The sequence below is a fragment of the Streptomyces sp. APSN-46.1 genome (assembly GCF_022815725.1).
Classification (GTDB): Bacteria; Actinomycetota; Actinomycetes; order Streptomycetales; family Streptomycetaceae; genus Streptomyces.
Genome location: NZ_JALGRF010000003.1, coordinates 102,575 through 127,325 on the forward strand (window position 1 = coordinate 102,575; position 24,751 = coordinate 127,325).

General features: G+C 72.0%; 18 protein-coding genes and 1 pseudogene. 2 read left to right on the forward strand and 17 right to left on the reverse strand.

The genetic code is table 11. The features are described 5' to 3' along the window. The 3 genes and pseudogenes from MTF65_RS12860 to MTF65_RS30710 all read right to left on the reverse strand — a co-directional run. Entirely contained in the window at window positions 1–1,242 is a 1,242-nt protein-coding gene (locus tag MTF65_RS12860) for a 3-deoxy-7-phosphoheptulonate synthase class II (RefSeq protein ID WP_308407161.1), read from the reverse strand. Then, window positions 1,239–2,660, reverse strand: coding sequence for a lyase family protein (locus MTF65_RS30705; RefSeq protein WP_374207227.1), 1,422 nt, complete (start codon window positions 2,658–2,660; stop codon window positions 1,239–1,241). The genes MTF65_RS12860 and MTF65_RS30705 overlap by 4 nt, the downstream gene beginning before the upstream one ends. Window positions 2,661–2,795: 135 nt before the next feature. Next, window positions 2,796–4,751 (reverse strand): annotated as a pseudogene (locus tag MTF65_RS30710) (FAD/NAD(P)-binding protein); the annotation flags it as partial. Window positions 4,752–5,384: 633 nt separating this feature from the next. Here MTF65_RS30710 and MTF65_RS12870 point away from each other — a divergent pair. Then, entirely contained in the window at window positions 5,385–6,185 is an 801-nt protein-coding gene (locus MTF65_RS12870) for a LuxR family transcriptional regulator (RefSeq protein ID WP_243628787.1), read from the forward strand. Window positions 6,186–6,426: 241 nt separating this feature from the next. Continuing rightward, a complete protein-coding gene (locus MTF65_RS12875; protein ID WP_243628788.1) occupies window positions 6,427–7,431 on the forward strand; it encodes a histidinol-phosphate transaminase in 1,005 nt (334 codons plus the stop codon). A gap of 82 nt (window positions 7,432–7,513) precedes the next feature. On the opposite strand, the gene MTF65_RS12880 is transcribed toward MTF65_RS12875, so the two are convergent. From MTF65_RS12880 to MTF65_RS12945, 14 genes are all read right to left on the reverse strand, one after another. Further along, window positions 7,514–8,191 (reverse strand): TRM11 family methyltransferase, encoded by a 678-nt coding sequence (locus MTF65_RS12880; RefSeq protein ID WP_243628789.1) that lies wholly within the window; start codon window positions 8,189–8,191, stop codon window positions 7,514–7,516. A 107-nt stretch (window positions 8,192–8,298) separates the two neighbouring features. Beyond that, a complete protein-coding gene (locus MTF65_RS12885; RefSeq protein WP_243628790.1) occupies window positions 8,299–9,549 on the reverse strand; it encodes an MFS transporter in 1,251 nt (416 codons plus the stop codon). Then, window positions 9,546–10,835 (reverse strand): hypothetical protein, encoded by a 1,290-nt coding sequence (locus MTF65_RS12890; RefSeq protein WP_243628791.1) that lies wholly within the window; start codon window positions 10,833–10,835, stop codon window positions 9,546–9,548. Before MTF65_RS12890 ends, MTF65_RS12885 begins: the two co-directional genes overlap by 4 nt. Then, a complete protein-coding gene (locus MTF65_RS12895; protein WP_243628792.1) occupies window positions 10,832–12,130 on the reverse strand; it encodes an ATP-grasp domain-containing protein in 1,299 nt (432 codons plus the stop codon). The genes MTF65_RS12890 and MTF65_RS12895 overlap by 4 nt, the downstream gene beginning before the upstream one ends. Next, window positions 12,127–12,726 (reverse strand): serine O-acetyltransferase EpsC, encoded by a 600-nt coding sequence (gene epsC, locus MTF65_RS12900; protein ID WP_243628793.1) that lies wholly within the window; start codon window positions 12,724–12,726, stop codon window positions 12,127–12,129. Before epsC ends, MTF65_RS12895 begins: the two co-directional genes overlap by 4 nt. Continuing rightward, the gene (locus MTF65_RS12905; protein ID WP_243628794.1) at window positions 12,723–13,676 is read right to left on the reverse strand and encodes a PLP-dependent cysteine synthase family protein; all 954 of its coding nucleotides are present in this window, start codon (window positions 13,674–13,676) and stop codon (window positions 12,723–12,725) included. Before MTF65_RS12905 ends, epsC begins: the two co-directional genes overlap by 4 nt. Before the next feature lie 13 nt (window positions 13,677–13,689). Further along, window positions 13,690–14,892 carry an ATP-grasp domain-containing protein gene (locus MTF65_RS12910; RefSeq protein ID WP_243628795.1) on the reverse strand — a complete coding sequence of 401 codons (1,203 nt, stop codon included), beginning with the start codon at window positions 14,890–14,892 and terminating at the stop codon, window positions 13,690–13,692. Beyond that, the gene (locus MTF65_RS12915; protein WP_243628796.1) at window positions 14,892–16,136 is read right to left on the reverse strand and encodes an MFS transporter; all 1,245 of its coding nucleotides are present in this window, start codon (window positions 16,134–16,136) and stop codon (window positions 14,892–14,894) included. Before MTF65_RS12915 ends, MTF65_RS12910 begins: the two co-directional genes overlap by 1 nt. Continuing rightward, complete coding sequence (locus MTF65_RS12920) at window positions 16,133–18,766, reverse strand: ATP-grasp domain-containing protein (protein ID WP_243628797.1); 2,634 nt, start codon at window positions 18,764–18,766, stop codon at window positions 16,133–16,135. The genes MTF65_RS12915 and MTF65_RS12920 overlap by 4 nt, the downstream gene beginning before the upstream one ends. A gap of 142 nt (window positions 18,767–18,908) precedes the next feature. Next, a complete protein-coding gene (locus MTF65_RS12925; RefSeq protein WP_243628798.1) occupies window positions 18,909–19,577 on the reverse strand; it encodes a DsbA family protein in 669 nt (222 codons plus the stop codon). Next, a complete protein-coding gene (locus tag MTF65_RS12930) occupies window positions 19,574–21,250 on the reverse strand; it encodes a class I adenylate-forming enzyme family protein (RefSeq protein ID WP_243628799.1) in 1,677 nt (558 codons plus the stop codon). The genes MTF65_RS12925 and MTF65_RS12930 overlap by 4 nt, the downstream gene beginning before the upstream one ends. A gap of 40 nt (window positions 21,251–21,290) precedes the next feature. Then, a complete protein-coding gene (locus MTF65_RS12935) occupies window positions 21,291–22,166 on the reverse strand; it encodes a prephenate dehydrogenase (RefSeq protein ID WP_243628800.1) in 876 nt (291 codons plus the stop codon). Continuing rightward, window positions 22,163–24,259, reverse strand: a complete 2,097-nt coding sequence (gene pabB, locus MTF65_RS12940) for an aminodeoxychorismate synthase component I (RefSeq protein WP_243628801.1) — start codon at window positions 24,257–24,259, stop codon at window positions 22,163–22,165. The genes MTF65_RS12935 and pabB overlap by 4 nt, the downstream gene beginning before the upstream one ends. Further along, on the reverse strand, window positions 24,256–24,573 hold the full coding sequence (locus MTF65_RS12945; RefSeq protein WP_243628802.1) for a chorismate mutase family protein: 318 nt from the start codon (window positions 24,571–24,573) through the stop codon (window positions 24,256–24,258). The genes pabB and MTF65_RS12945 overlap by 4 nt, the downstream gene beginning before the upstream one ends. Between the last annotated feature and the right edge of the window lie 178 nt (window positions 24,574–24,751).

The following is a 24,751-nucleotide window of genomic DNA, read 5'->3' on the forward strand; positions in this document are numbered from 1 at the left end:
TTACCTCCTGCTGGGTGGATGGTGGGCATACAGATCTGCCAGCGCCCGTGCCAGGTCGAGAGCCTGACGGCGGTTCAACCGCGGGTCGCAAGCGGTTTCGTACCGGCTGGGCAGATCTTCCGGGGTGACCGGCTTCGTACCACCCAAGCACTCGGTGACGGGCTCGCCCGTCAGTTCCGCGTGAATTCCTCCCGGATGCGTGCCGAGGTCGGCGTGCACCTCGAAGAACCCCCGGACCTCGTCCATGATCCGGTCGAAGTCCCGCGTCTTGTGGCCACTCGGCGCGACGAAGGTGTTGCCGTGCATCGGGTCGCACATCCACACCACTTGGGCGCCCGACGCCTCGACCTTCGACACCAGTTCGGGCAGCGCGTCCCGCACGGCATCCGCGCCCATCCGGGAGATGAACGTCAGCCGGCCCGGCGTGCGGTCCGGATCGAGCTGGTCGACGATCGCCAGGGCGTCGTCCGCGGTGGTGGTGGGACCGAGCTTGACCGCGACCGGATTGCGGATGCCGGCCACGAAGTCGAGGTGTGCGCCGTTCAGTTGACGGGTGCGCTCGCCGACCCACACCAGATGGGCGGACAGGTCGTAGACGCCCGACGGGGTGTCGCGGGTCAGCGCCCTCTCGTACTCCAGGACCAGCGCCTCGTGGCTGGTCCAGAACTCGGTGGTCCGCCGCGCCGCGAGGGCGCGCAGCAGATTGAGCGTGGTCGCCGAGATCCGGTAACCGCGCTGGAGCCGCCCGGGATCCGGCATGCGGGCCTCCGGGGTGAAGGCGAGGCCGTTGACCAGGTCGCCCCGGTAGGCGGGCAGGGTCTGCCCGTCCCGGGTCTCCAGCGGGCTGGAGCGCGGCTTGGCGTACTGGCCGGCGATCCGGCCCAGCTGCACCACGGGCAGCCCCGCGCCTTCGGCGATCAGGGCACTCATCTCGCCCAGCGTGCCGAAGGTGCCGCGCACGTGCTCCTCGGTCACCCCGTCGAAGGTCTCGGCGCAGTCGCCGCCCTGGAGCAGCACGGCCTCGCCGCGCGCCACGGCGGCCAGCCGGTCGCTCAGCCGGTCGCACTCCTCGGCGAGCACCAGGCCGGGAAGGGTGGCGAGTTCGTCGGCGACGGCGCGCAGCGCGGCGCGGTCGGGCCAGTCGGGCTGCTGCGCGGCCGGCGGAGCGTCGGGCGGAGCGGCTGGCCCGGGCTGCCCGGGCCCGTCGGCTCCGGTGCCGACGGTGCTGACGGTGTTCGTCACGCGGTCCTGCCTCTCCGCAGCGACCGGTCGACGAGCGGGCCCGCCGCTCCGGTGTATTGGGTGGGGTCGAGCAGTTCGGCCAGCTCCGGCGCGGTGAACACTCCGTTCAGCTCGGGCAGTCCGGCCAGTACGTCGCCCAGGGCGAGGCCGTCCCGGTCAGCGCGGGCGGAGGCCCGGGTGAGCAGCTGCTTGGCGGCCACCTTGCCCAGACGCGGCGCGAGGACCGCGGCGATCCGCTCGGAGACGATCCGGCTGCCGGTGAGGGCGAGGTTGGCCCGCATCCGCTCCGGGCTGATCTTCAGGCCTTCCGCCAGCTCGACCGCGGTATGGGCCGCTCCGCCGGTCAGCCGCAGGCATTCGCGCAGCGGAAGCCATTCGGCGTGCCACGCCCCGGCGGAGCGCTCGTCCTCGGTGGTCAGACTCTGGGTCAGCACGGTGGCCAGCAACGGCACCTGGAGTGCGGCGGACCGGATCAGGGTGGCCAGGACGGGGTTGCGCTTGTGCGGCATCGCGGACGAAGCGCCGCGCCCGGCGGGGCCCGGCTCGGCGGCCTCGGCGATCTCGGTGCGGGAGAGCACCTGCACGTCGAGGGCGATCTTGCCGAGCGCCGCGGCGGTGTGCGCGAGCGCGGCACCGAGGTCGGCGACCGGGGTACGCAGGGAGTGCCAGGGCAGTACGGGTGCGGCGAGCCCGGTCTCGCGGGCGTAGGCGGCGGTGAGCCGGTCCACGTAGTGATCGGACGCCGCGTTGCCGGACGCCGCGTTGTCGGACGCGGCGTTGTCGGACGCCGCGTTCGCGGATGCCGCGTTGTCGGATGCCGCGTTGTCCGGCGCCGCGTTCGCGGATGCCGCGTCTGCGGGCGCCGCCGGGGCCGTGCCGAGGGCGGCGTACTCCAGGTAGCCCGCGAGGGTGCCGGCCGCGCCGCCCAGTGAGACGGGCAGCCCGTCCCGGACCCGGGCCAGCCGGTCCGCGGAGTCGAGGACGAGGTGCCGCCAGCCGGCGGCCTTGAGCCCGAACGTGGTGGGCACGGCGTGCAGCGCGAGGGTGCGCCCGGTCTGCGGGGTGTCCCGGTGCTCCGCGGCGAGGCGCGCGAGGGCGTCGGCGGTGCGGTGCAGGTCGGCGATGATGCCTGTCAGGGTGCGGGAGGCCACCAGCATCGAACCGGTGTCGAGGATGTCCTGGCTGGTGGAGCCGCGGTGGACGTACTCGGCCGCCCCGGGGTCCGTGGCCGCGACCACCTCGGTGAACGCCGCGACCAGCCCCACGACGGGGTTGGCCGTCTCGCGGGAGGCCACGGCGAGGGCACGGATGTCGAGCCGGTCGGCCCGCGCCGCGGCGGTGATCGCGGCGGCGGCCTCGGCGGGCAGGGTGCCGAGCCCGGCCTGGGCGCGGGCGAGCGCCGCCTCGGCGTCGAGCATGGCCTGGAGCCAGGCCTGGTCACTGGTCGAGGCTTCGGCGGGGGTGCCGGCCCGGACGGGCGAGAGGATGCCGGAGTCGACCGGCGCTATGCCCCACTTCGCGGCGCCCTCCCGGCCCTCGCGCCCCTCGCGTGCCGGCGGCAGCGAAAGGGCGGCCGCCGCGATGGCATCGGAGTCCTCCAGCGTCACCGAGCCGACGCCCGGCCGGATCCCGGCAGCGGTGACCCAGTGCACGGACTCGGTGGGCACCCCGTAGGCGAAGCGCCTGGGGTGCGGGCGGCCCTCGGCGTCCAGCAGCCGGTAGGGCCGCTCGGTCACCGCGAGTCCCCCGGTCTCGTACCGCGTACCGCACTCACCGGATATCCGGTACGGGGCCGCCTGCCCGGTGTCGAGCAGGCGGCGCAGGAGCGGGTCCGCGGTGCGGCTCAGATCGGGCTCGGGCAGCCGTGCCTCGATGAGCGCCGTGGCCCGCGACCGGACCTCGGGGAACGCGGCGGACCCGACGACGAAGCCGGCCCCGTCCGCGTCCTCCACGGTCTCGACGCGCATCCCGGGCCCGGTCGGCTCGACGATCCCCGCCTCGATGAGCGCGATCAGCTCCTCGATGCGGGAGGCGGGCGGGCCGATGGACAGGAAGGCGTTGAGCGGTGTGTACCAGCCTTCGAGTTCGTCGCGGTGCGAGTTGCCTTCGAGCCCGCCGTGGTCCACGGCGAGCCGGATCTCGTTGCGGAGGTCCCGCAGCACGTCGAGCGCGGCCTTGACCGGTCCGGAGACGTTGCCGAGGCGCGCGTGGACCACGTCGGCGCGCAAGTACTCCAGGAGCCAGCCGCGATAGTCGGAGTGGTCGGTGAACTCCCGCTGCGCGTACGGTCGTTCCACCAGCTCCCAGGTCCACCGGTCGGCGGGGCCGACGCCGGCCTCAGCCAGGATCCGCTCCTCTTCCGGACCCGGCGCGACGTGCAGGTAGCGGTCGGCGAAGCCGGCCCCGTCCGCACCGCGCGCGGTGAGCAGCGCCGCGTAGTAGACGCTCTCCACTTCCTTGGTGATCAGCGGCCACAGGTCGGTGCCGAAGAACACCCGGTCGCCGGCGCGGACACGGTCGCGCAGCGCGCGCGCCCGTTCGGCGGTCAGCAGCCGCGGGAAGTAACGGCCGTGCGCGCCCTTCTCGTTCTCGCCGCGGGCGTGGTACGGGATACCGCGGCGCGAACCGGCGTACAGCCGTGGCTCTTTGCCGGAGGCCCGGTACACCAGGCGGCCCCCCTCGCGTACGAAGGAGCCGCCGCGGCCGAGCGTGAACAGCGCCATGTAGTCGAAGAAGTTGAGCCCCATGCCCCGCATCACGACGCCCTGGCCGGGCCGGATGGCCTCCAGATCGACGTCCGCCGGGTTGGCGGGCGGCAGGTAGGTCAGCCCGTGCCCGGCCGCGAAGCGGGCCAGTTCGGCCTCGGTACGGGTCGGCACGGCCGCTACGTGGCCCTGCGCGAGCACCACCGCGTCCAGCCCGGTCAGCCGGGTACCGTCGGCCAGCAGAACCTCCTGGGCTCCGCGCTGTCCGGCGCCGCGGCCGTCCGGCTCGTCCGGCTCCTCCAGTTCGTTCAGTTCGTCCTGGAGGGCGACGGCGCGCGAAGCGTGCACCCGGACGGTGATGTGCGCGGGCGCGGTGGCGACCAGACGCTGGAAGACCCATTCCAGATAGCGGCCGTAGAAGGCCCGGGTCGGGTACGAGTCGGGGCCCAGGGCGCGGGCTTCGGCCAGGGCGGTGTCGTCCGGCCCGCCGGTCAGGGCCTCGCTCCCCGAAAGCAGGCGCTGGGCCCACTCGTACAGGCTCGGCCCCTCCTCGATCGGGCCCGCCATGCTCACGCTGGCGTCGGTGAAGACGGTGACCTGGGAGGCCACCGTGTTCATCAGCAGGTGCCGGGACTGGCCGGTGCGCCAGACCGCGCCCGCGCCGGGCGCCGCGGGGTCGACGACGTGAACGGTCAGCCGTTCGCATGACGGTGACTTCCGCTCCTGGGCGCACAGCCGCTCCAGTACGGACACACCGCGGGGCCCGGCCCCGATGATGGAGAGTTCCGAATGTCTGCTGTTCACGTAGCGATCTCCGGGTGGCGTGGGACGGGTGTACGGATGCGTGCTAGACCTGGATCCCGTTCCACCCGATGTCATTGGTGGTTGACGCCTGAACCGAATTCCACCCGATGTCGTCGGCACCGGCCGTGACGGCGATGGAGCCGCCGACGGCAAGGGTGAGAGCGGCACCGAGTGCACCGTGCACCAAACGCGCACAGATCGACCGTATGAACATAGAAGCCCCCCAAGGCATAGGTTTACATTCCGTTCCGTTCACTCAGCCGCCCGCCGCAACGGGCGGAGAGTAAACGCGACGTGAATTACCAAAAGCGGAATTTGCAGTCCCGCTTTGCGGCAAGGCCAGGGCGACCAGTGGCAGAACAGGAAGAACCCGGGGGCAGCCCCCGTGAAGTCCCTTTCCAGCCACGCCGCCGCGGCCGTACGATCCCGCTGTCGACCCTGTCACCGTTGGAGCGTTCAGGAATGATCACGGATACTTCGGGTCAGTGCAATGCCACGAAACGGGGGATTCAAATGGGACCAAAAAGCCACACAAGAGCCCTGCCGACCGATGTCTCCGATGCCGCGGACTATCCGGTTCATGTATCCCCGAGCGAGCCCGGCGACACCCCGGCGTCCAGCCACGGGGAGACCATGCTCCGCCTGGCCGAGACGCTCACCGAGCTGTCCCGCACCCTCACCGCCGAGGCCATGTCCCGTCCCGAGTCGGCCTGGCAGCCCTCACCGTCCGGGGAGCGTCCCGACCCCGGATTCGCATACGTTCACGGGCTGCCGGAGATCGGCGAGGCCATCCAGCGCGTCGTGGACGGGGCCAAGAAGGAGATCCTGACGGCCCAGCCGGACGGGCCGCGCCCCAGCGCCGTCCTGGACAAGGCGCTGGCCGGGGTGCGCGAGCAGATCAACGCGGGGGTGTTCATGCGCACCCTCTACCAGCACAGCACCCGGTTCGACGAGCCGACCAAGGACTACGTACGGACCGTCGCCGGGTACGGCGGGCAGGTCCGGACGCTGGCGGAGTTCTTCGACCGCCTGATCATCGTCGATCGGCACACGGCCTTCATTCCGGCCAACGCCGACCGCACCGTGGTGGTGCTCGTCACCGAGCCGGCCGTCGTGAAGTTCCTGACCGACATGTTCGAGCGGGCCTGGGACCGGGCCGAGCCCTACCCCTTCCTCCCCGTGCGGGCCGCCGACGCCGCCGCGGAAGTGATCCCGGACATGCGGGACGCGATATGCAAATTGCTCATCGAGGGTCGTTCCGACCGGGAGATCGCCCGTCGGCTCGGGCTCAGCCTGCGCTCGCTGCAGTCGCATATCGCTCGGCTCAAGGACGAGTACTCCGCGCAGCACCGGCTCCAGCTCGGCTACCTGATGGGGCGTGCCGAAGCGACCGGGAGCACCGGGAACGCCCCCGGCCCGAGCCGTCAGCCCTGAATCCCGCCCGCCAGAGCTCGCGCCGCCCGACACCGGGCGCGGCGCTTCGACGGAAGGCGGAGGCGAAGGCGAAGGCGGAAGGATCTTGCGGGCCGCGGACGCACCTCGTAGGGTTGACGCAGCGACGCCCCCGAGCCGTCAATTCCTCGGATGCAGGCGCGCATTCCTCATACCCCCGCATGCGCCGCAGCGCGCGTCACCGGATTCCGGTTCCGCGCCCTTCGGTGTCGGAAGGTGCCGCATGCCGCCCTTTTCCCTCTCCGCCAATGAGAACCCTTATCCGCCGCTGCCCTCGGTCCGGGAACTGATCCGGAATGAAAGCGGCCGGATCAACCGTTACCCCGACCGGTTCGTCACGGAACTGACCGGTGCGCTTTCCGAGCGCTTCTCGGTGCCTGCCGAGCACCTCGCCATCGGCGCCGGCTCGGTGGGCGTCACCGCGCACCTCCTGCATGCCGTCCTGGGCGAGGCGGGGGGTGAAGTGGTCTACGCGTGGCCCTCGTTCGAGGCGTACCCGCACCTCACGCACCTCTACGGCGGCACCGCCGTGGAGGTGCCGCTGCGAGCGGACCACAGCCACGACCTGGACGCGATGGCCGGGGCGGTGACCGACCGGACCAGGCTGGTGATCGTCTGCAACCCCAACAACCCCACCAGTACCGTCGTCGATCACGCGGAACTGGAACGCTTCCTGGACCGGCTCCCCGGGCACGTGCTCGTCGTCCTGGACGAGGCGTACCGGGAGTTCGTCCGCGACGCACGGGCCGTCCCGGACGGCATCTCGCTCTACCGGGACCGCCCCCAGGTGATCGTGCTGCGCACCTTCTCCAAGGCGTACGGTCTGGCCGGCCTGCGGGTCGGCTTCGCGGTCTGCCACGAGGCGGTCGCGGCCCGCATACGGAAGTCGTCCGTCCCGTTCGGCGTCAGCTCCGTGGCGCAGAGCGCGGCCGTGGCCTCCCTGGAGGCGGAGGCCGAACTGCTGGAACGGGTCGAGGAACTGGTCAAGGAGCGCGAGCGCGTACAGGACGGGCTGCGCGGGGCCGGGCTCGGTGTCCCGTCCTCCCAGGCCAACTTCGTGTGGCTGCCGCTGGGCGCGGACACCGAGGACTTCGCGGCGGCCTGCGAGATCGCGGGAGTACGCGTCCGGGCCTTCCCCGGCGAGGGCGCCCGCGTCACCATAGGCGAGCCCGAGGCCAATGACATCGTGCTGCGCGTCGCCGCCCGCTTCGGCGGCGACGGGGCCTGACGCCGTTCCCGCTGAACCTCTCGGATTCTGGCCCCGGCTCGATGGAGCCGGGGCCAGTCCGTTGTCACACAGCCGGTCCGTGTCACACCGTGGGCTTCATGGCCATCAGAAGGTACTCGTGCGAGCGGTTCGACAGCATCGGGTCGTCGCCGCTCGCCGGCCGCTCGTAGAGGTGGATGCGCTCGTCGCCCAGCGTCAGATGACGGCCGAGCACGCGCGAGGCGTCCCAGGCGAGCGGCACGAAGGAATCCGCCACCCGGCGGTTCTGGACGGCGATCACCGCGTACGCGCCCGGCCGCATCACGTCGGCGATGGCCGCGAAGGTCTCGTCGAGAGCGGTCAGGTAGTCGTCGTAGTCGCGCAGCGCGTACATCTGGCCCGTCCCCGCGGCCTCGACGTCCAGATTGGTGCCGAAGTAGGGGAGGTCGCACAGGACCAGGTCCACCGAGCCGGGATCCAGCGGCGGCTTGCGGGCGTCCCCGCACAGCATCCGCTGCCCGGGGTAGGACTCGACCCGCTGACGGGCCTCCTCCGCGCGGGACTCGTTGATCTCCAGCCCGACCCCCCGCCGGCCCTCGGCCGCGCACGCCACCAGGGTCGTTCCCCATCCGGCGAAGGGGTCGAACACCAGGTCACCGGGCTTGCTCAGCTCGGCGATCAGCGGCCGCAACTGACTGACCAGACCGCTCTGCCCGGCCGCCTCGGCGAGGGCGTACTCCGGGTCCTCGTCCCCCAGCACCAGCCAACTGGAAACCCCCATCGGGATCACGCAACCTTTCTGCGATGCGCCGCCGCCGGCACGGTGCCGGGGCGGCCTTCGAACGGGACACATCTCAAGGGCCGTCGTCCGTTCAGGATCGGCATGTTTCAGGAACCGGCCCGTTCGGGCACCTCGGCCGGCTCGGCCTTCGGCCGCGGATGCACCGCCGCCTCCGGAAGGCGCTGCTCCAGGCGGAGCACGCCCAGCGCGGAACCGGCCACGCCGACCGCGAGCAGCAGCCACATGCCGATCGCGGACACGGACAGCAGGGCGGTCAGCACCGCCGGAGCGAGTGCGATCGGGACCGCCCAGGAGAGCTGGTAGACCGCCAGATGACGGCCGCGGGTCTCCTCCGGTGCCGCGTGCGCCACCAGGGCCGACGCCGTGGCTCCGTGGAGCAGCTCCCCCACGGTGAAGGCCAGCGTGGCGGCGAAGACTCCGACGATCACGGCGGTTCCGCCCGGGAAGGCGCCCAGCACCGCGAACGAGCCGAAGGAGGCGGCGAAGACCGCCGTGCCCAGCGCCATGGCCCGCGTCCTGCGGTACGCGGCGAGTTTCCGGGTGACCGGAATCTGCAGGAGCGCGATGCCCACCGTGTTCACCGCGTACAGGACACCCACCAGGGAGTTCGACGCGCCCAGTTCCTGGGTGAGGTACACCGGGAGGCTCACCGAAAGCACCATGTACCCGAAGGCGGTCGGCACGTTCAGCAGTGACAGGGTCAGGAACGGGCGGTTGCGCGCCACCAGCCGGTAGCCGCCCTTGCGGGAGACCCGGCCGCCGGCCGGCGGGGCCGCCCGGTCGGTGGGAATCGTCCGGATGAGCGCGGCGGCCACCACGTACCCGACGGCCACGGAGACCACGATCAGGTGGTAGGCGGAGTCGCTGCCCAGCGCCAGCGCCGCACCCGCGAGCAGTCCGCCCACGCCCATGCCGGCGTTGCGCAGGCTGCGCTGCGCGGCGAGCAGCTTGTCCCGGTCGGTGCCGTGCACGATCTCGGCCACGAAGGACTGGATGGCCGGCGGGAAGGACATGTCCCCCAGCGCGACGGGCAGCACCACGAGGAACATGATCACCCCGTTGTCCACGAACGGGTAGGCGCAGAACCCGGCGGCGCGCAGCACGTACCCCCCGACGACGACGGTGCGGGCGCCGAACCGGTCGATGAGCACCCCGGCGACCGGGTTGCTCACCAGGCCGACCACCGCGGCGGAGGTCATGATGACGCCGATCTGGGTGATCGGCAGCCCGGTGACGTAGTGGAAGTACAGCAGGGACAGCGGGAGGTACATGCCGCTGCCGGTGGCGTCGACCACCATCCCGGCCATGTACCTGACCTGGCTCGACGGCTTCTTCACGGTGCCCCCACGATCTCCGTCTGGGCCTGTACGCGCGCGCCGAGTTCGCGCAGCCTGCGCTCGCACTCGACCCGGGTGGGGGCCGAGGCCACCGCCGCGGTCAGGAAGTCCGACGATCCCGAGGCGGGGGCGATCACCTGGCCCGGCTCGGCGAAGACCCAGAAGCCCTCCACCCAGGAGTCCTCCGGCACCGCGGGCACCGCGCGCACCAGCCCCGGCCGCTTCATCGTCAGCACCTGGCCGGACATGCAGCGCGGCCGCAGCGGAGCCCCGTCGCCCGGAGCCCCGTCGCCCGCGCCGTCCTCGAATTCGGGAAGCGGCAGACCCGCTTGCACGCGGGTCGCGTACTCCCCGAGGTTGGTGCCGAACAGCGTCCCGAACACCTCGCGGATCTTCGCACCGCCCGGTCGGCAGGCGATCTCGCACAGGACGAGCCGCCCGTCCGGGGTGTGGAAGACCTCCGCGTGGAACGCGTGGTCGCGAAGCCGGGAGCCCTGCGGCTTCAGCGCCGCCAGCACCTGGTCGGCCAGCTCCAGCAGCCGAGGGGTCAGCGGGTCGTCCGTATCCAGCGTCAGGTCCACGCGCGGTCCCGGATCGGCCGCGAACGAGGACAGCTCGTACTGGTACTGGGAGGGCCAGGCCGCCACGGTCCGGCCGTCGACCACCAGCCCGTCGACGTGGCACATCCGGCCGGGAACGAACGCCTCCAGCAGTACGTCGTCACGCGGCGGTCCCGCGAACTCGCTCTCTACGCAGCGCTCCAGTTCGCCCTCGTCCCGGAGAATGCGCAGTCCGACGGAGTTGAACCCGGCCCGCTCCTTGAACACCAGCGGGAACCCGTGCCGGCCGGCGAACTCGCGCGCTTCGTCGGCGGTCCGCACCACGATGCCCGGGGCGACCTCGATGCCGGCCCGCCGCGCGAGCTCCTTCATCAGGGCCTTGTCCCGGAACGGCTGGACGTCCGCGGTCCATGCCCCGTCGAGGCCGAGGCGTTCACGGAGCTCGGCGGCCCGGGCCACGTCCGCCTCGTGATGGGCGACGACGTGGGTGGTGCCGAACTCCTTCGCCAGCTCCAGCGCCCGGGTGATGACCGCCTCGTCGTCGAAGTCGTCGAATATCTCCAGACGGGTGAACCCGAGCGCGCCCTCGCCGCCCTCGGGCACTTCCTCGCCGAACAGTTCGAGCTTGTCGCGGGCCGCGAGGACGACCACCTCGTCGCAGCCGCTCAGCCACTCCAGATAGGGGAACGGCTCGAACGGGTTGCGGTGCAGGATGAGGACGCTCATGCGGACTCCACCGTGTGCTCCGTCACCTGGGCGACGTCGGCCAGGCCGGCCCGGCCGTCGGCGCCCAGCACCCGCACCCTGATCGAGTCGCGGATGACCTCCGCCCCCCGCCGGACGGCCGCCGTGGTGTCGGGGCCGGCCACGGCCACCAGGCCGAGCCGGTCCCAGTTGTCCCGGACGGGGCGGACGGCGTCACCGGGCTTGGCGCTGATCCGTACGTCGATCACACCCTCCTGGCGCAGCGCCTCCGCCACGCCCTCGACCGACTCCACGGTTCCGGGCTCCCCCACCAGGACCCGCACACTGGCACCGGCGTGCGCCACCGGCCGGTCGGGCAGTTCCTCGACCAGCCGGAACGGCCACCCGAGGGCGAGGGTCATCATGTCGATGCCGTACGCGCTCCGGACGAGCTCCGGAATGGCGTCACCGGCGACCCGGTTGTGGCTCTCGATCACCTTCGGGCCTTCCTTGCCGATCCGGATCTCGGTGTGGGAGACGCCGTCCCGGTAGCCGATCTGATCGAGGAAGCGGGCCACGCTCTCCCGTACCTGCTCCTCCGCACCGGACGGCAGCCGGGCGGGCACCGCGTGACCCAGTTCGGCGCAGTGGGCGGGGTCGGTGAACTTCTCGGTGATCGCCGCGACGACATGGCGGCCCGCGAAGCTGAAGGACTCCACGCTGTACTCCGGGCCGTCCAGGTACTCCTCCATGAGGAAGTCCCGGAGGATGAAGAGCGTCGAGACCCGGTCGGTCCGCGTGCCGGACAGCCGCCGCACCTCGTCCCACACCCCCTCGATGTCCGAAGGGCCGTCGACCCGGCGCACCCCGATGCTCGCGGTGGCGTCGGTCGGCTTGACGATGAACGGGTAGCCGTGGCGGCTGCCGAACGCGTCCAGGTCCTCCCGGTCGCGCAGCGGCGCGGACCGGACCGCGTCGGGATCCAGCGCGGCGAAGTGACGGCGCATCACCCCCTTGTCGCGGAACCTGAGGGCGACCTCGTGGCCGGTGCCGCCGAGACCGAACAGGTCGTTGATGGACGCGGCCCCCTCCAGTCCCGGCTCGGTCAGCGAGAGCGCGGCGGCGAACCCGGGCGCTTCGTGCAGTTCGCGGGCGATGGGCTCCACCAGGTCCCACCGCGTGAAGTCCACGACCCGGACGAGATCGACGAGGCTCTCCTGCTCCGGGGTGATCTTGGTGGGGTGCTGGAGCAGCAGGACGTGCAGGCCAAGCGCCTTGGCCTTGATGAGGGTTTCGTCGGTGGCGCCGACGAGCAACAGTGTGCGCTCGGGGTTCATCGGTCCGTTCCATTCTCGGGGGAGGGTGTCGGGGGGTGCGTGACGGTGCCGGTCCGGGCCCCCGATACCCGTACGTGCGCGCCCTTGGGTACGTCGTCCAGGACGAGGGACATCGCACCGATCAGGGCGTCGTCGCCGACCGTGATCGGGCCCAGCAGGGTGGCTCCGGCGCCCACCGTCACACCGTTGCCGAGCCGCGGGTGACGCCTGCCGCCGCCCGCCGGGTCCCGCTCGCGGTCCTGCCACCAGCCGGTGGAGCCGAGCGTGACCTGGTGGAACAGGGATACGTCGTCGCCGATGACGGCGGTCTCCCCGATCACGACGCCACAGCCGTGATCGATGAAGAAGCGCCGCCCGATCTGCGCGCCCGGGTGGATCTCGATACCGCCGGTGAGCGCCTTGGTCACCATGCAGATCAGCCGTGCGGAACGGTAATGGCGGTGTCGGTAGAGGTAGTTGCCCGTACGGTGTCCGGCCAGCGACATCAGGGTGGGATGCAGCAGCGCCTCGCTCCGGGAGCGGATCGAGGGATCGCGGGCGACGACGACGTCCAGCGTCTCCCGCACCCGCCGGCGCAGTCCTCGCCGGCCGCTCATCCGGCCGGCTCGGCCTCGGTGGGCCACCAGCTGAGGTAGCGCTCGCCGGTGTCGGGGAAGACGGTCACGACGGTGGCGCCCGACAGGTCGTGGCGGCGGGCCAGTTCGACGCAGCCGTGTGCCGCGGCGCCCGAGGAGACGCCGACGAGCAGGCCGCTGGTGGCGGCGATGGCGCGGGTGGCGGCCGCGGCGTCCTTGTCGGAGACCGCGATCACCTCGTTGATCAGGGTGGTGTCGGTGACCGGGCTGATGAAGCCGCCGTTGAGGCCGGGGATGCGGTGCGGACCGGGCGGGCCGCCCGACAGCAGCGCGGAACCCTCCGGCTCGACGGCGACGACGTTGAGGTCCGGATTGCGCTCGCGCAGGAAGCGGGCGATGCCGGTGAGGGTGCCGCCGGTGCCCACGGTGCACACCAGGTGGTCGACGCGGCCGCCGGTGTCCCGCCAGATCTCGGGTCCGGTGGACTCGTAGTGGGCCCGCACGTTGTCGGGGTTCTCGTGCTGGCGTGCGTACCAGGATCCCGGCGTCTGCGCGTGCAGCTGCTCGGCCCGCTCCACACATCCGGCGAAGCCCAGGGTGTGGTCGGTGAACTCGACCTCGGCCCCCAGCATCCGCAGGGTCAGGACACGTTCGTGGGAGGCGTTGTCGGGCAGCACGATCCGGCACGGGTAGCCGCGCACGGTGGCCAGCGAGGCGAGCGCGATCCCGGTGTTGCCCGACGTCGACTCGATGACGGTCGCCCCGGGCCGCAGCGCGCCGGACTCCTCGGCGGCCCGCATCATGAAGAGGGCGGCCCGGTCCTTGATGCTGGAGAGCGGGTTGGCCGCCTCCAGCTTGGCCAGTACGTGGGTGTCGGCGGGCAGCCCGTCGAGGCGGAGCTTCAGCAGCGGGGTGTCGCCGATGAGATCCTCGGACGAGTGGGCGACGCTGACGGCGAATGAGTTCGCCACGGGATCCTCCGGATCAGTTCTGCGCGACGTGGATCAGCAGGGTGTCGTGTACGTGTGCCAGAGCGTCCTCACGCTCGTCCGGCGAGGAGGCGTTGATCAGGACGTGGCCCATCCGCTGGGACGAGGAGGTCAGCGGGCGCACGGTGTCGCCGACCCCCTTGCGCAGCCGGACCCGTACGACGGCCGGATGCGCGAGCACCTCCGGCACCCCGGAGATCTCGCTGATCGTGCCGGGCCCGGCCGTCGGGAAGACGGTGGCGGCCCAGGACACCGGCCGGCTGTTCACCAGGCCGTCCAGGGGCAGCCCCAGGGAGAGCCGGAGCACGGCTTCGTACAGGTCGAAGCCGTACGCCAGACCGATCGCGTCCGGCAGGTAGTCACCGGGGGTGCGCACCGCGATCTCGATCAGCACCGGCCCCCGCGCGCCCACCTTGAACTCCAGGTGGACCAGGCCCGTCCGCATGCCGATCGCGTCGAGCACGGACCGGGTGAGGGCGGTCACCCGCTGCGCGAGCTCCGGCTCGAAGACATGGCCGACGCGGTGGCACAGCTCCACGAAGTACGGCGGCGCGGTGGTCTCCTTCGCGGTGACGTTCTCGAAGAGCACCTCGCCGTCCCGGACCAGCGCCTCCCAGCTGTACTCCGGGCCCTCGACGGCCTCTTCGACGAGCACCGCGCCCTCGCCCGAGCGGCGCGCGATGACGTCCTCCACCGCCGCCTCGGTACGGACCAGCTCCACGCCCTCGCTGCCGGCGAGCGTCAGCGGCTTCACGACGACGGGCAGCCGCTCCAGCATCCACTCGCGCGCCTTCGCGACGGAGGGGACCTGGAGGTACTCCGGCTGCGGCACTCCGTACGCGCCGAAAGTCGCCCGCTGCAACGCCTTGTTGCGGGAGATCACCGCCGCGTGGAGGGAGGGGCCGCGCAGGCCCAGGCGGTCCTGGGCGAGCGCGGCGGAGATCACGTGGGGCTCGGCGAAGGCGACCAGGCCGTCCGGCCGGGACTCGGCGACCGCCTCGGACACGCCCAGGGCCCAGGATTCGTCCTGGCCGCCCTCGACCCGGTAGAAGCGCTCGGCGAGATCCACCGGGCGGTTCTCCCAGACGGCGGCCGACTCGACGGCGCGCACCCGCAGGCCGAGCCGGGCGGCGGCGTCGAGGTAGGGGCGGCCCATCGTGCCGATGCCGACGAGCAGCAGTTCCCTGGAGTCGTTCATCAGCTGAGCCCTTCCACAGGTACAGGGGTGGTGACCCGCAGCATGCGGGTCACGGGGGTGACCAGGACGGCGGCCAGGCCGAACAGGACCGCGAGGCCCAGCCAGCCCGCCGGGCCCGCCGCGATCACCACGGAGGTGACGAGGGCGGGCCCGACGATGCGCTGGCCGGTGCCGCCCAGGCTGAAGACCGAGAGGTAGACGCCCTTGCGGTCCTCGGGGGCAAAGGCGTAGGAGAGTTCCCAGCCGCCCGTGGCCTGCCACATCTCACCGAACGTCAGCAGCACACAAGCGGCGATCAGGACCGCTGCCGCCGCCCACGCGGAGGCGGGTCCGGCGGCGGCCGCGAGCGCGGCACAGCACAGGACCATCGCGAAGCCGCCCAGGCGCAGCGCGCGGGCCGCGCCGCCCTCGCGCTCGGCCGCCCGGGAGACGGGGACCTGGAGCACGATCGACATCAGGGTGTTGATCAGCACCAGGGCCGGCAGCAGACCCGCGGGCATCGAGGTCGACTCGATGACCCACAGCGGGATGCCCACCGCCAGGATCGTCACGTGCAGGTTGAGCACGCCGTTCAGCGCGGTCAGCAGCAGGTACCGCCAGTCCCGGAAGTCCTTGAGCGCCGCCAGCGGACCGACCTTGCGCTGGACCGCGTCGGCCCCGTCGACGCGCAGCCGGGTGAGCATCAGCGCGGAGACGACGAAGGCGGCGGCCGTGCCGAGGACGATGCCCCGGTACGCCCAGAGGCTGTCGGCCGCCAGCAGCGGCGCCGCGAGCAGCGCGCCCAGGGAGAAGCCGGCGTTGCGCACCGTACGGATGATCGCCATGGTGCGCGTGCGGTCGGTGCCGGCCACCGTCGCGGAGGCCACGGCCTGCGTCATCGGCTGGGTCGCGGCCTCCGCCGCGGCCAGGCAGGACGAGACGATCGTGAAGCCGACCGGACCGTGCACCAGGCACAGCGCGGCGAAGCCGCAGGCCCGCCACAGCTGGAGCGCGATCAGGGTGCGCCGGGCGCCGACACGGTCGGCGGCGGCGCCGATCGGCACCGTCGTCAGGAAGCCGACGATGCCGGAGACGGCCAGACCGGCGCCCACCTCGGTGGGCGTCAGGCCCACCGAGCGGACGAAGAACACCGCGGAGGCGGCGAGGAAGAGACCGGTGCCGACCGCGTTGATCAGGGAGATGACGGCGAAGGTGCGGCCCGCCGCGGTGGCGGGCACGTAGTCCCGCCAGGACACCCGCTTCACCGGGACTCCCCGTCCCCCGGCTCGGTCCGTACGGCGATCAGCGCGGCCGCCCGCTCCGCGTGCCGCCCGGCCGCCGCGCCGTCCGCGCCGGTGGCGATGACGAACCCGGCCCGCTCCCAGGAGCTGGTGGTGGGCAGGACGGTCGCACCGGGCGCCACCGCGAGGTGGACCATGTGCACGCCCTCGGCGGCGCCGGCCTCCGCCGCGCCGGTGACCTCCCGGACCTCGCCCGGAGCCGCGGCCAGGAACCGTACGGCCGCGCCCTGACGTGCGGGCAGCGCCCCTATCCGGCCCTCGCCCTCCAGGACGTACAGCAGGTTGTCCAGGATGTCGGTGTCGTAGGCGAGGTCGATCAGCACGGTGATGCCGCCGCCCGGGAGCCGGCCCGCGCACTCGACCAGGTGCGGGCGGCCTTCGTGGAGGATCCACTCGGAGTGCAGCACCCCGGAGCGGAAGTCCACGGCCCCGGCCAGGGAGACGAGCGCCTCGCGCAGCGCGTCCGCGGTCTCCTCGGGCAGGTCGGCGGGCACGGTGTGGCCCGTCTCGACCGGGTAGCGGGAGTCCTGGACGTTCTTGGCGGTGATGTTGGTGAAGCCGACGACGCCCTCGTGCACCACGGCCTCGACGCTGACCTCCGGCCCGGTCAGCAGCTGCTCCACCAGGAAGCGGTCGGTGTCCTGCCCCTTCGGGGCGCGCAGCGTCGGCTCGTCGGCGGTGGTGGTGTGCGCCCACGCCGCGCTCACGTCGTCGTCCGGACCGAGCAGTTGGACGCCCAGGCTGGCCTGCCGGTTGGCGGGCTTCAGCACGCACCGCCCGCCCCGGGCGGCCCGGAACGCGGCGACGTCCTCGGCGCTTTCGGCGATCTCCCAGACGGGCTGGGCGATCGAGGTGCCGGTCAGCGCGGCGCGCAGCAGGCCCTTGTCGCGCAGGACCCGGGCGGCCTTCGGGCCGGCTCCGGGCAGCCCCCACGCCTCGGCGAGCGCGGCGGCGACCACCACCGCGTACTCGACGACGGGGACGACGACGCGCACCCGCGGCGGCCGCGGGACGCTCGCGGCGATCCGGTCGGGGTGCTGCTCGTCCTGGCTCGGCGCGGGCAGCAGCGCGCCGACGCAGGCGTGCCGGTCGGCGAGGTCCGCGAGGTCCCGGGCGGCGATCACGGCCGGTTCCTCCAGGACGAGCACGGAGCCGGCGGGCAGCCGCTCGTCGAGCTTGCCGAGCATCACCGGGCTGTAGCCGACCAGGACGTGGGTGACGGTGTCCGGCACCGAAGGGGAGGTGCTGGAGGTGCTGGAGGTGCTGATGGTCAGCGCCGCGCGCACCCGCTCCTCCAGCGCGTCGAGGCCCTCGACGGTCGGCGCGTCGATGAAGAACGAGACCGCCCGATCCTCGGAGCTGTTCAGCGGGCCGAGCCGGGCGCCGCGGTCCTTGTGGACGAACACGGCGCGCAGCGTGGGCGCGTCGTCGTGCGCGCCCGGCTCGATGCGCGGCCACAGCCCGCCGTCGCCGACCCAGGCGGGCACGACGTCGAAGCCGTCCAGTGTGACGTCCTGAAGGACACCGGGGTCGTGCTCCAGGTACACCTGGCGGGCCACGCGCCGCGGGGCCGGATAGGCGGCCGGCTCACCGAGGGCGATCTTGACGATCTCGGGTTCGAGCGGGGCGCCGGTGGCCAGTTCGTACAGGACGCACAGGCCGTCTCCCGGCGTGCGGGCGGCGACCTCCATGAGGTAGGCGCGCCCGGTCGCGTCGATGCGCCATTCGGAGTGCGCGATGCCGTCCCGGAACCCCAGGCCCCGCAGCATCCGCGCGTTCGCGTCCAGGAGCGCCTCGTCGGCGTCCGGGCGGTCGCTGGGCACGGTGTGCGACAGCTCGACGAAGGTGTGCGCGTGCGAGTCGGTGGTGTCCTTGCGGGTGGCCGAGGCGAAGATGACGCGGCCGTCCTGGACCAGGCTCTCCACCGAGTACTCCTGGCCCGCGATCTTCTCCTCGACCAGCACGGTCTCGTACGGCGGGTACGTGGCGAGCATGGCCCGCAGCGCGTCGGGACCCTCGACGGTCGCCACGCCGGAGCTGGAGTGGCGGCCGGCGGGCTTGACGACGGCCGGGTACGTCACGGCCTCCGCGTCAACACCGTCGCGTTCCTCGCCCGCGAGGACCAGCGAGGCCGGGCTGAAGTCCGGGAGGTACCAGCGCTGGAGGTACTTGCTCCGGCAGGCGCGGGTGGCGCGCAGGCCGGGGCTGGGCAGGTCGAGTGCGTCGGCGAGCAGCCCGGTCGGCTCGACCTGGGTCTCGCCCACCGCGTAGGCGCCGACGATGTGGTACGCCTCGCGCCAGCGGCGGCCCGCCGATACGACGCCGGGCAGGTAGGAGTTCTCCCGGGCGACGTCGCCGTCGACGAAGGCGACCTCGTGGATGGCGGAGGCCGGATGGGACGGGTCCTTCATCGCGAGGTGTGCCTCGTCGCGCCACGCGGACGGCGTGATCAGCAGGATCTTCAGGCCCCGGCGGGACAGCTCCGACAGGTACTGGGGCGCCCGGCACACCACGAGGAACGAGCCGGTGAGCACGAATGCGTCCGGTCGTTCCGGGGAGGAGGCGGCCGCCGCGGCGGGAGGCGTTGTGTTCATGTCTTCCTTGGTCCCTCGTTGACGTCGGCGGGTAGCTTGTCCGGCCGTCTCCAGCCGTCCGTCCGGTGGCTGTGTGCGGCTGAGGCGTGGTGGCCGCTCCGGACCGCTCGCGCGGTCCGGAGCGGCCACCACGCCGTGGGGCTCAGCCGAAGTTGAGCTTCCCGGTCCGGGTCCTCTTCAGCTCGAAGAAATCGGGGTAGTTCGCGAGGACACGCGCACTGTCGAAGAGGCGCGCGGCCTCCTCACCCCGGGGAATCGAGTTGAGTACCGGCCCGAAGAAGGCGACTCCGTCGATGTGGATCGTGGGCGTGCCCACGTCCTCGCCGACCGGGTCCATGCCCTCGTGGTGGCTGCGGCGCAGCTGCTCGTCGTACTCCTCCGAGTCGGCCGCGGCCAGCAGCGCGGCCGGCAGGCCCACCGCGTCGAGCGCCTCGGCGGCGACGGCGAGGTAGTCCTTGTTCCCGCCGTTGTGGATCCTGCTGCCGAGTTCGGTGTAAAGGCCGCCCAGGATCTCCTCGCCGTGCTGCTGCGCGGCGGCGGTGCAGATCCGGTTCAGGGCCAGCGAGTTGTCCACCAGCGTGCGGTACCAGTCCGGCAGCTCGCGGTTCTCGTTGAGGACGTACAGGCTCATCAGGCGGAAGCGCAGGTCGAGTTCGCGGAGCTGCTGGACCTCCAGGATCCACCGCGAGGTGATCCAGGCGAACGGGCAGGTCGGGTCGAAGTAGAACTCGACCCGCGCGGGCCCGGCGAGCCCGTCCGTGGTGGCGCTGGTGGTGGCGGTGGTGCCGGTGGTGGTGGCGGCGGTGCTCATGCGCCGACCTCCGCCGTGGCGGCCAGGAACGCGGCGTCGGCCTGCTGGACGTAGGCGGGCAGGTCCACGTACTTCTCGCGCAGTTCGCGCTTGAGGACCTTGCCGGTGACGCCCACCGGGAAGTCCGCCTCGGTGCGGGCGATCTCCAGGACGGCGAGCTTCGGGTGACCGGCCGCCGCCAGCGCCTCGTTGGCACGCAGCAGCAGCTTCGCCGGGTCGCCCGCGCCTTCCGCGACGGTGACCACCGCGACCGGCAGCACGGACTCGCCGCGGCGGCCGGCTATCACGGCGACGTCGCCGACCTCGGGCACGTCGTTGAGGATGACCTCCTCCATGAACACCGTGTAGCCGGTGCCCGTCTCGGTCACGATGGCGTCCGCGGCCCGGTCGACCAGGTAGTGGTCGCCCTCCGAGTCCCGGTAGGCCATGTCGCCCGGCAGCCAGTAGCCGGCCAGCTTGTAGCGGTAGGTGGTGTCGGAGTCCGCCCAGTAGCCGGGGGTGATGGCCGGGCCCTTCGCGGCGAGGAAGCCCACCTCGTTGTCGTCGGCGAGGCTGCCGTCCTTGCGCAGGATGGCGACCTCGGCGACGCCGACCGGCTTGCCCGCGCAGCGGTCGTTGCGCTCGGTCTCCAGCGTGCGGACCTTGAGCAGCACGCCCCAGCCCAGCTCGGTGGTGCCGAGACGGTCGAAGAAGGCGGAGGGCTTCAGGTCCTTGCTGCGCAGGGCGAGGACCTTGGTGATGTGCGACTGGTGGACGGCGTCGCCGATGGAGGTCCACACCTGGACCGAGTCGAGCGAGCCGACCGGCAGGTCGAGGTTGGCGAGCTCGGCGTAGCCGTGCGCGAAGGACATCACCGCGGTCGGCTGGAACTTCTTGACGGCGGCGGCCAGCGCGGTGCCGCTGCTGTCGCTCAGGGCGACGACCGGAGTGCCGCCGAGGACCGCGTACACGGTGTACGCGACGCAGCCGAGGTGGGACTGCGGCAGCGCGGTCATCATCAGCGCGCCGGGCTGCTCGGTGTGGTCCACCAGCCGGAACTTCGGGCCGGCCACGATCGACTTGTGGGTGTGCAGGGTCGGCTTCGGGCGGCCGGTGGTGCCGGAGGAGTGCAGGATCACGACCGGGTCTTCGTCGTGGTGGTTCCAGTACGAGGACTCGGGCAGCGTGGCGGCGGGCGGGGCGGGCAGCTCCTCCAGGGACTGGACCCACTGCAGGCTCAGTTCGCCGGTGTCGCCCAGGATGTCCAGCCGCGCCTGGTCGGCGTAGAGGCCGACCGGGGTGGTCTGCTCCAGCAGGGACGTGGCGATCGCCTGCGGGGCGTTGGAGTTGATCAGCACCGCGACGGCGCCGATCTGGGCGAGCGCGTAGAAGTGCAGGGAGTAGGCGATCGAGTCCTCGAACCAGACCGCGACCCGGTCGCGGGTCTGCACGCCCTGCGCCAGGTACCAGGCCGACCACGCCTGGGCGAGCTCGTCGAACTCCATCAGGCTGAAGTCCTGGCGGGGCTCACCGGTGGCGGTGGCGATGGGGCGGGAGGAGTGGATGAACCGCTCGTCGGGAGCCGGGCTGGCGGCGATCGCGGAGCGGAGCAGGTTGCCGCCGCCCACGGTGGAGTCGGCGGCGAGAGCGGCCCGCTGCTGCGGCGTCAGGACGCTGGGGGCGAAACTGTTCACGGATACACCTTCCAAAGCACGCATGAGTAATGAAGCTGGTTCAAACGGAGGTGAAGAGCCGGGCGCAGGTGTCCCGGTGGTGGGCGAGGTCCTCGCCCAGGTAGTCGCGCAGCTCGGTCAGGACGGCGGCGAAGTCGGCCTCGGAGCCGGCCTCGACGACTCCGGCGAGCCGGTGGAGGCTGTCGGCGAGCGCCTTGCGCACCCCCGACGCCTCGGGGTTGGCGGCCTGTACGTCCCAGTAGACCTCCGGGGTTCCGGACGCGATCCGGGCGAGCAGGGCCAACAGGGTGTTCGCGGGCGGCGGGGCCACCTCGCGCAGGTCGGCGGCGGAGACGCCGAGCCCCGCGAGGGTGAGCCCGAAGCCGAGGACGGCGGCATGGGGCAGCACCTGTGCGGCGCCGGCCAGCCGGTCGTGCTCGGCCGCGCCGACGCGTACGACATGGGCGCCCCAGCCCTCGACGAGCGCGAGGAACTCCTCGGTGCGCGGTCCCTCGTTGACCGTGACGGCCGCGACCGGCCGGCCCGGGAAGCCGAGCGAGGGCGCGAACATGGGGTTCACGCCGACGGCCTGAACGCCCGGCGCGTGGGCGCGGATCGCGTCCGTGATGGGCTGTTTGACGGACAAGGTGTCCACCAGCAGGGCGTCGGGCCGCAGTGCGCCCGCGATCTGGGGGACCGCCGCGAGGGCCACCGCGTCGGGCAGCGCGAGGACGACGAGGTCCGCCCGGCCCAGCTCGGCGGCCAGGCCCGCGTCCACGGCCGTGACGTCCCCGCGGATCCGGCGGACCCGCTCGTCGGACGGCGCGGAGGCGGCGGAATCCACGACGGTGACCGCCGCACCCGTCTCCAGGAGCCGTTCGGTGAACAGGGCGCCGACCGCGCCCGCCCCGCCGACGACGACGGCGTGCCGGATCACCGGTCACCGCCCGGCCCGGCCGAGGCCGTGTCGGCCTGGACCGTGTCGGAGTCCAGCGCCGTCGCGAGGACCGCGGTGACCACCGCCCGGGACTTCACGACCGTCTCCTCGAACTCCTCCTCGGGGTCCGACAGGGCGATGATCGCGCCGCCGACGCCGAAGCTGACCCGGTCCTCGGTGGCGACCAGGGTGCGGATGACGATGCTCAGGTCCGCCGCACCACTGAGCGAGAACCAGCCGATCGATCCGGAGTAGACCCCGCGCGGCCCCTCTTCGAGCCGGTCGATGATCTCCGTGGTGCGCAGCTTCGGGGCACCGGTCATGGAGCCGCCGGGGAACGCCGCGCGGACGCAGGAGACTGCCGACTCGTCGGAGCGCAGCGTGCCGCGGATCGTGGAGACCAGCTGGTGCACGGGCGCGTACGTCTCGACGTGGAAGAGCCGCGGCACGTGCACCGAGCCGACCTCGCAGACCATGTTGAGGTCGTTGCGGATCAGGTCCACGATCATCAGGTTCTCGGCGCGGTCCTTCTCGTGGCCGAGGAGGTCCTGGCGCAGCGCCTCGTCCTCGGCGGGCGTCGCGCCGCGCGGCCGGGTGCCCTTGATCGGCTTGGACTCGGCGACCCCGTCCGTACCCACCGTGAGGAACCGCTCGGGCGAAGCGCTGAGTACCGCCACCCCCGGGTAGTCGAGCAGCGCACCGTAGGGGACGGGGCTGACGCGGCGCAGCTGGGCGTAGGTGCGCAGCGGGTTGATCCGGGCCTTGAGCGTGACCGTGTTGGTCAGGCACACCTCGTACGTCTCGCCCTGCCGGATCTCCTCCAGGCTCTCGGCGATCCGGGCCAGGTAGGCGTCCTTGCCGTGGCGCAGCACCGCGGTGCCCTCGGCGGCGGGGTCGGTCATGCCCACGCCCTCGAACGGCAGCCGCTCGGCTTCGGCGGCCGGCGGCAGGCGCAGCAGCCGGGCCTGGGTCTCCGTCAGCCAGCGCAGGGCCTCGGTGTCGTCACCCTTGGAGAGCGCGAGGAGGTAGCTGACGCCCTCGGCGTGGTCGACCGCGAGCATCCGGTCCGCGAACAGGAAGGCGGCGTCGGGGGTTTCGGACTTGTGCACGGCGCCGCCGCCGGTCTCGGCCTTCATCTCGTAGCCGAGGTAGCCGACGTAACCGAGGTTGAACTCGAAGGGCAGGCCCTCGGGGACGGGCACCTCGCGCGCCCTCAGCTGCTCGTCGAGGTAGTCGAAGAAGCCCTGCTCGATGATCTCCTCGCCCCGGCCGGCGAGGCCCGGGGTGCTGACGGTGACGACGCCGTCGCTGATCCGGTACGTGGCGTACTCGGCGAGCGGTCCGGAGCCGTCGCCGAGGAAGGAGAACCGGGACAGGCCCTCGATGACGTTGCCGCTGTCCAGCCAGAAGCTGTGGTCGTTGCCGGCGAAGAGCTCCCGGTAGGCGGCCTCGGTGTCGGGCTGCGACCAGACCTTGCGCACGTGCACGGTGTACCCGGGCTTCTGCTCACGGGTCTGCCCGTGGGCGAGCGCCAGGTCCCGGAAGTTGGCGAGCAGTTCGCGGCCGTACTCGCTGCTGATGGACTCGGGGTGGAACTGCACGCCCCAGATGGGACGGGACCTGTGCCGCACGCCCATGACCACACCGTCCTCGGTGCGGGCGGTGACCTCCAGGTCCTCGGGGACCTCGGTGGCGGTCAGCGAGTGGTAGCGCACGACGTCAAAGGGCGACGGCAGGCCCGCGAAGACGCCGGTGCCCGTGTGGTGCACCTGCGAGACCCTGCCGTGCATCGGCTCGGGGGCGAGACCGACCTGGCCCCCGAAGAGGTGGGTGATGCCCTGGTGGCCGAGGCACACGCCGAGCACCGGCAGCCCGCTGTCCAGGATCGCCCGCGCGCTGATGCCGAAGTCGCGCTCCCGGTCGGGCCGGCCGGGGCCGGGTGAGATGACGACCGCGTCGAATTCGTCGAGGCGGAGGTCCGACCAGTCGGTACCGTTGCGGACGACCACCGGCGGGCGGCCGTTCACCTCACCGAGAAGCTGGTAGAGGTTGTAGGTGAAGGAATCGTAGTTGTCGATCAGCAGGGTTCTCATACGGTTTCCCCTACGGCTTCCCCGATGACGAGATCCTCGACCCGGCAGGTCTCCTCGATGATCAGCTCGTACAGCCGGCGGAGGAATTCCTGATTGATTCCATGCTGCTCGCCGAACAGAGCTGCGCGTTCCTGGACAATGCCAATGCGATGCGGCTGCATCATGGGCACATCGTGCTTTCGCTTGAAGTGACCGATTTCCACACACTTTTCGATTCGAGCACGCAACTCTTGAAGGAAACGCTCATCGATCGCGTCGAGTTGTGCCCGCAGATCTTCAATGGTCAGTTCTGGTGCCGGGTCTTTTTCCAGCATGGATCGGCCCTCCCCCGGATATTCCACTCCCCGGATTCTGCCGGGCGCCCCGTGGGTCCGCCATGACTTCCATGGCTCGGGTCACCGCACTGCACATAATCCAGGGGTTGACATAGGACGACAAACCGGCATATACGGGCGTAGAGATCAGGCCGCGAAGGCCGAATGCGCGGCCTGT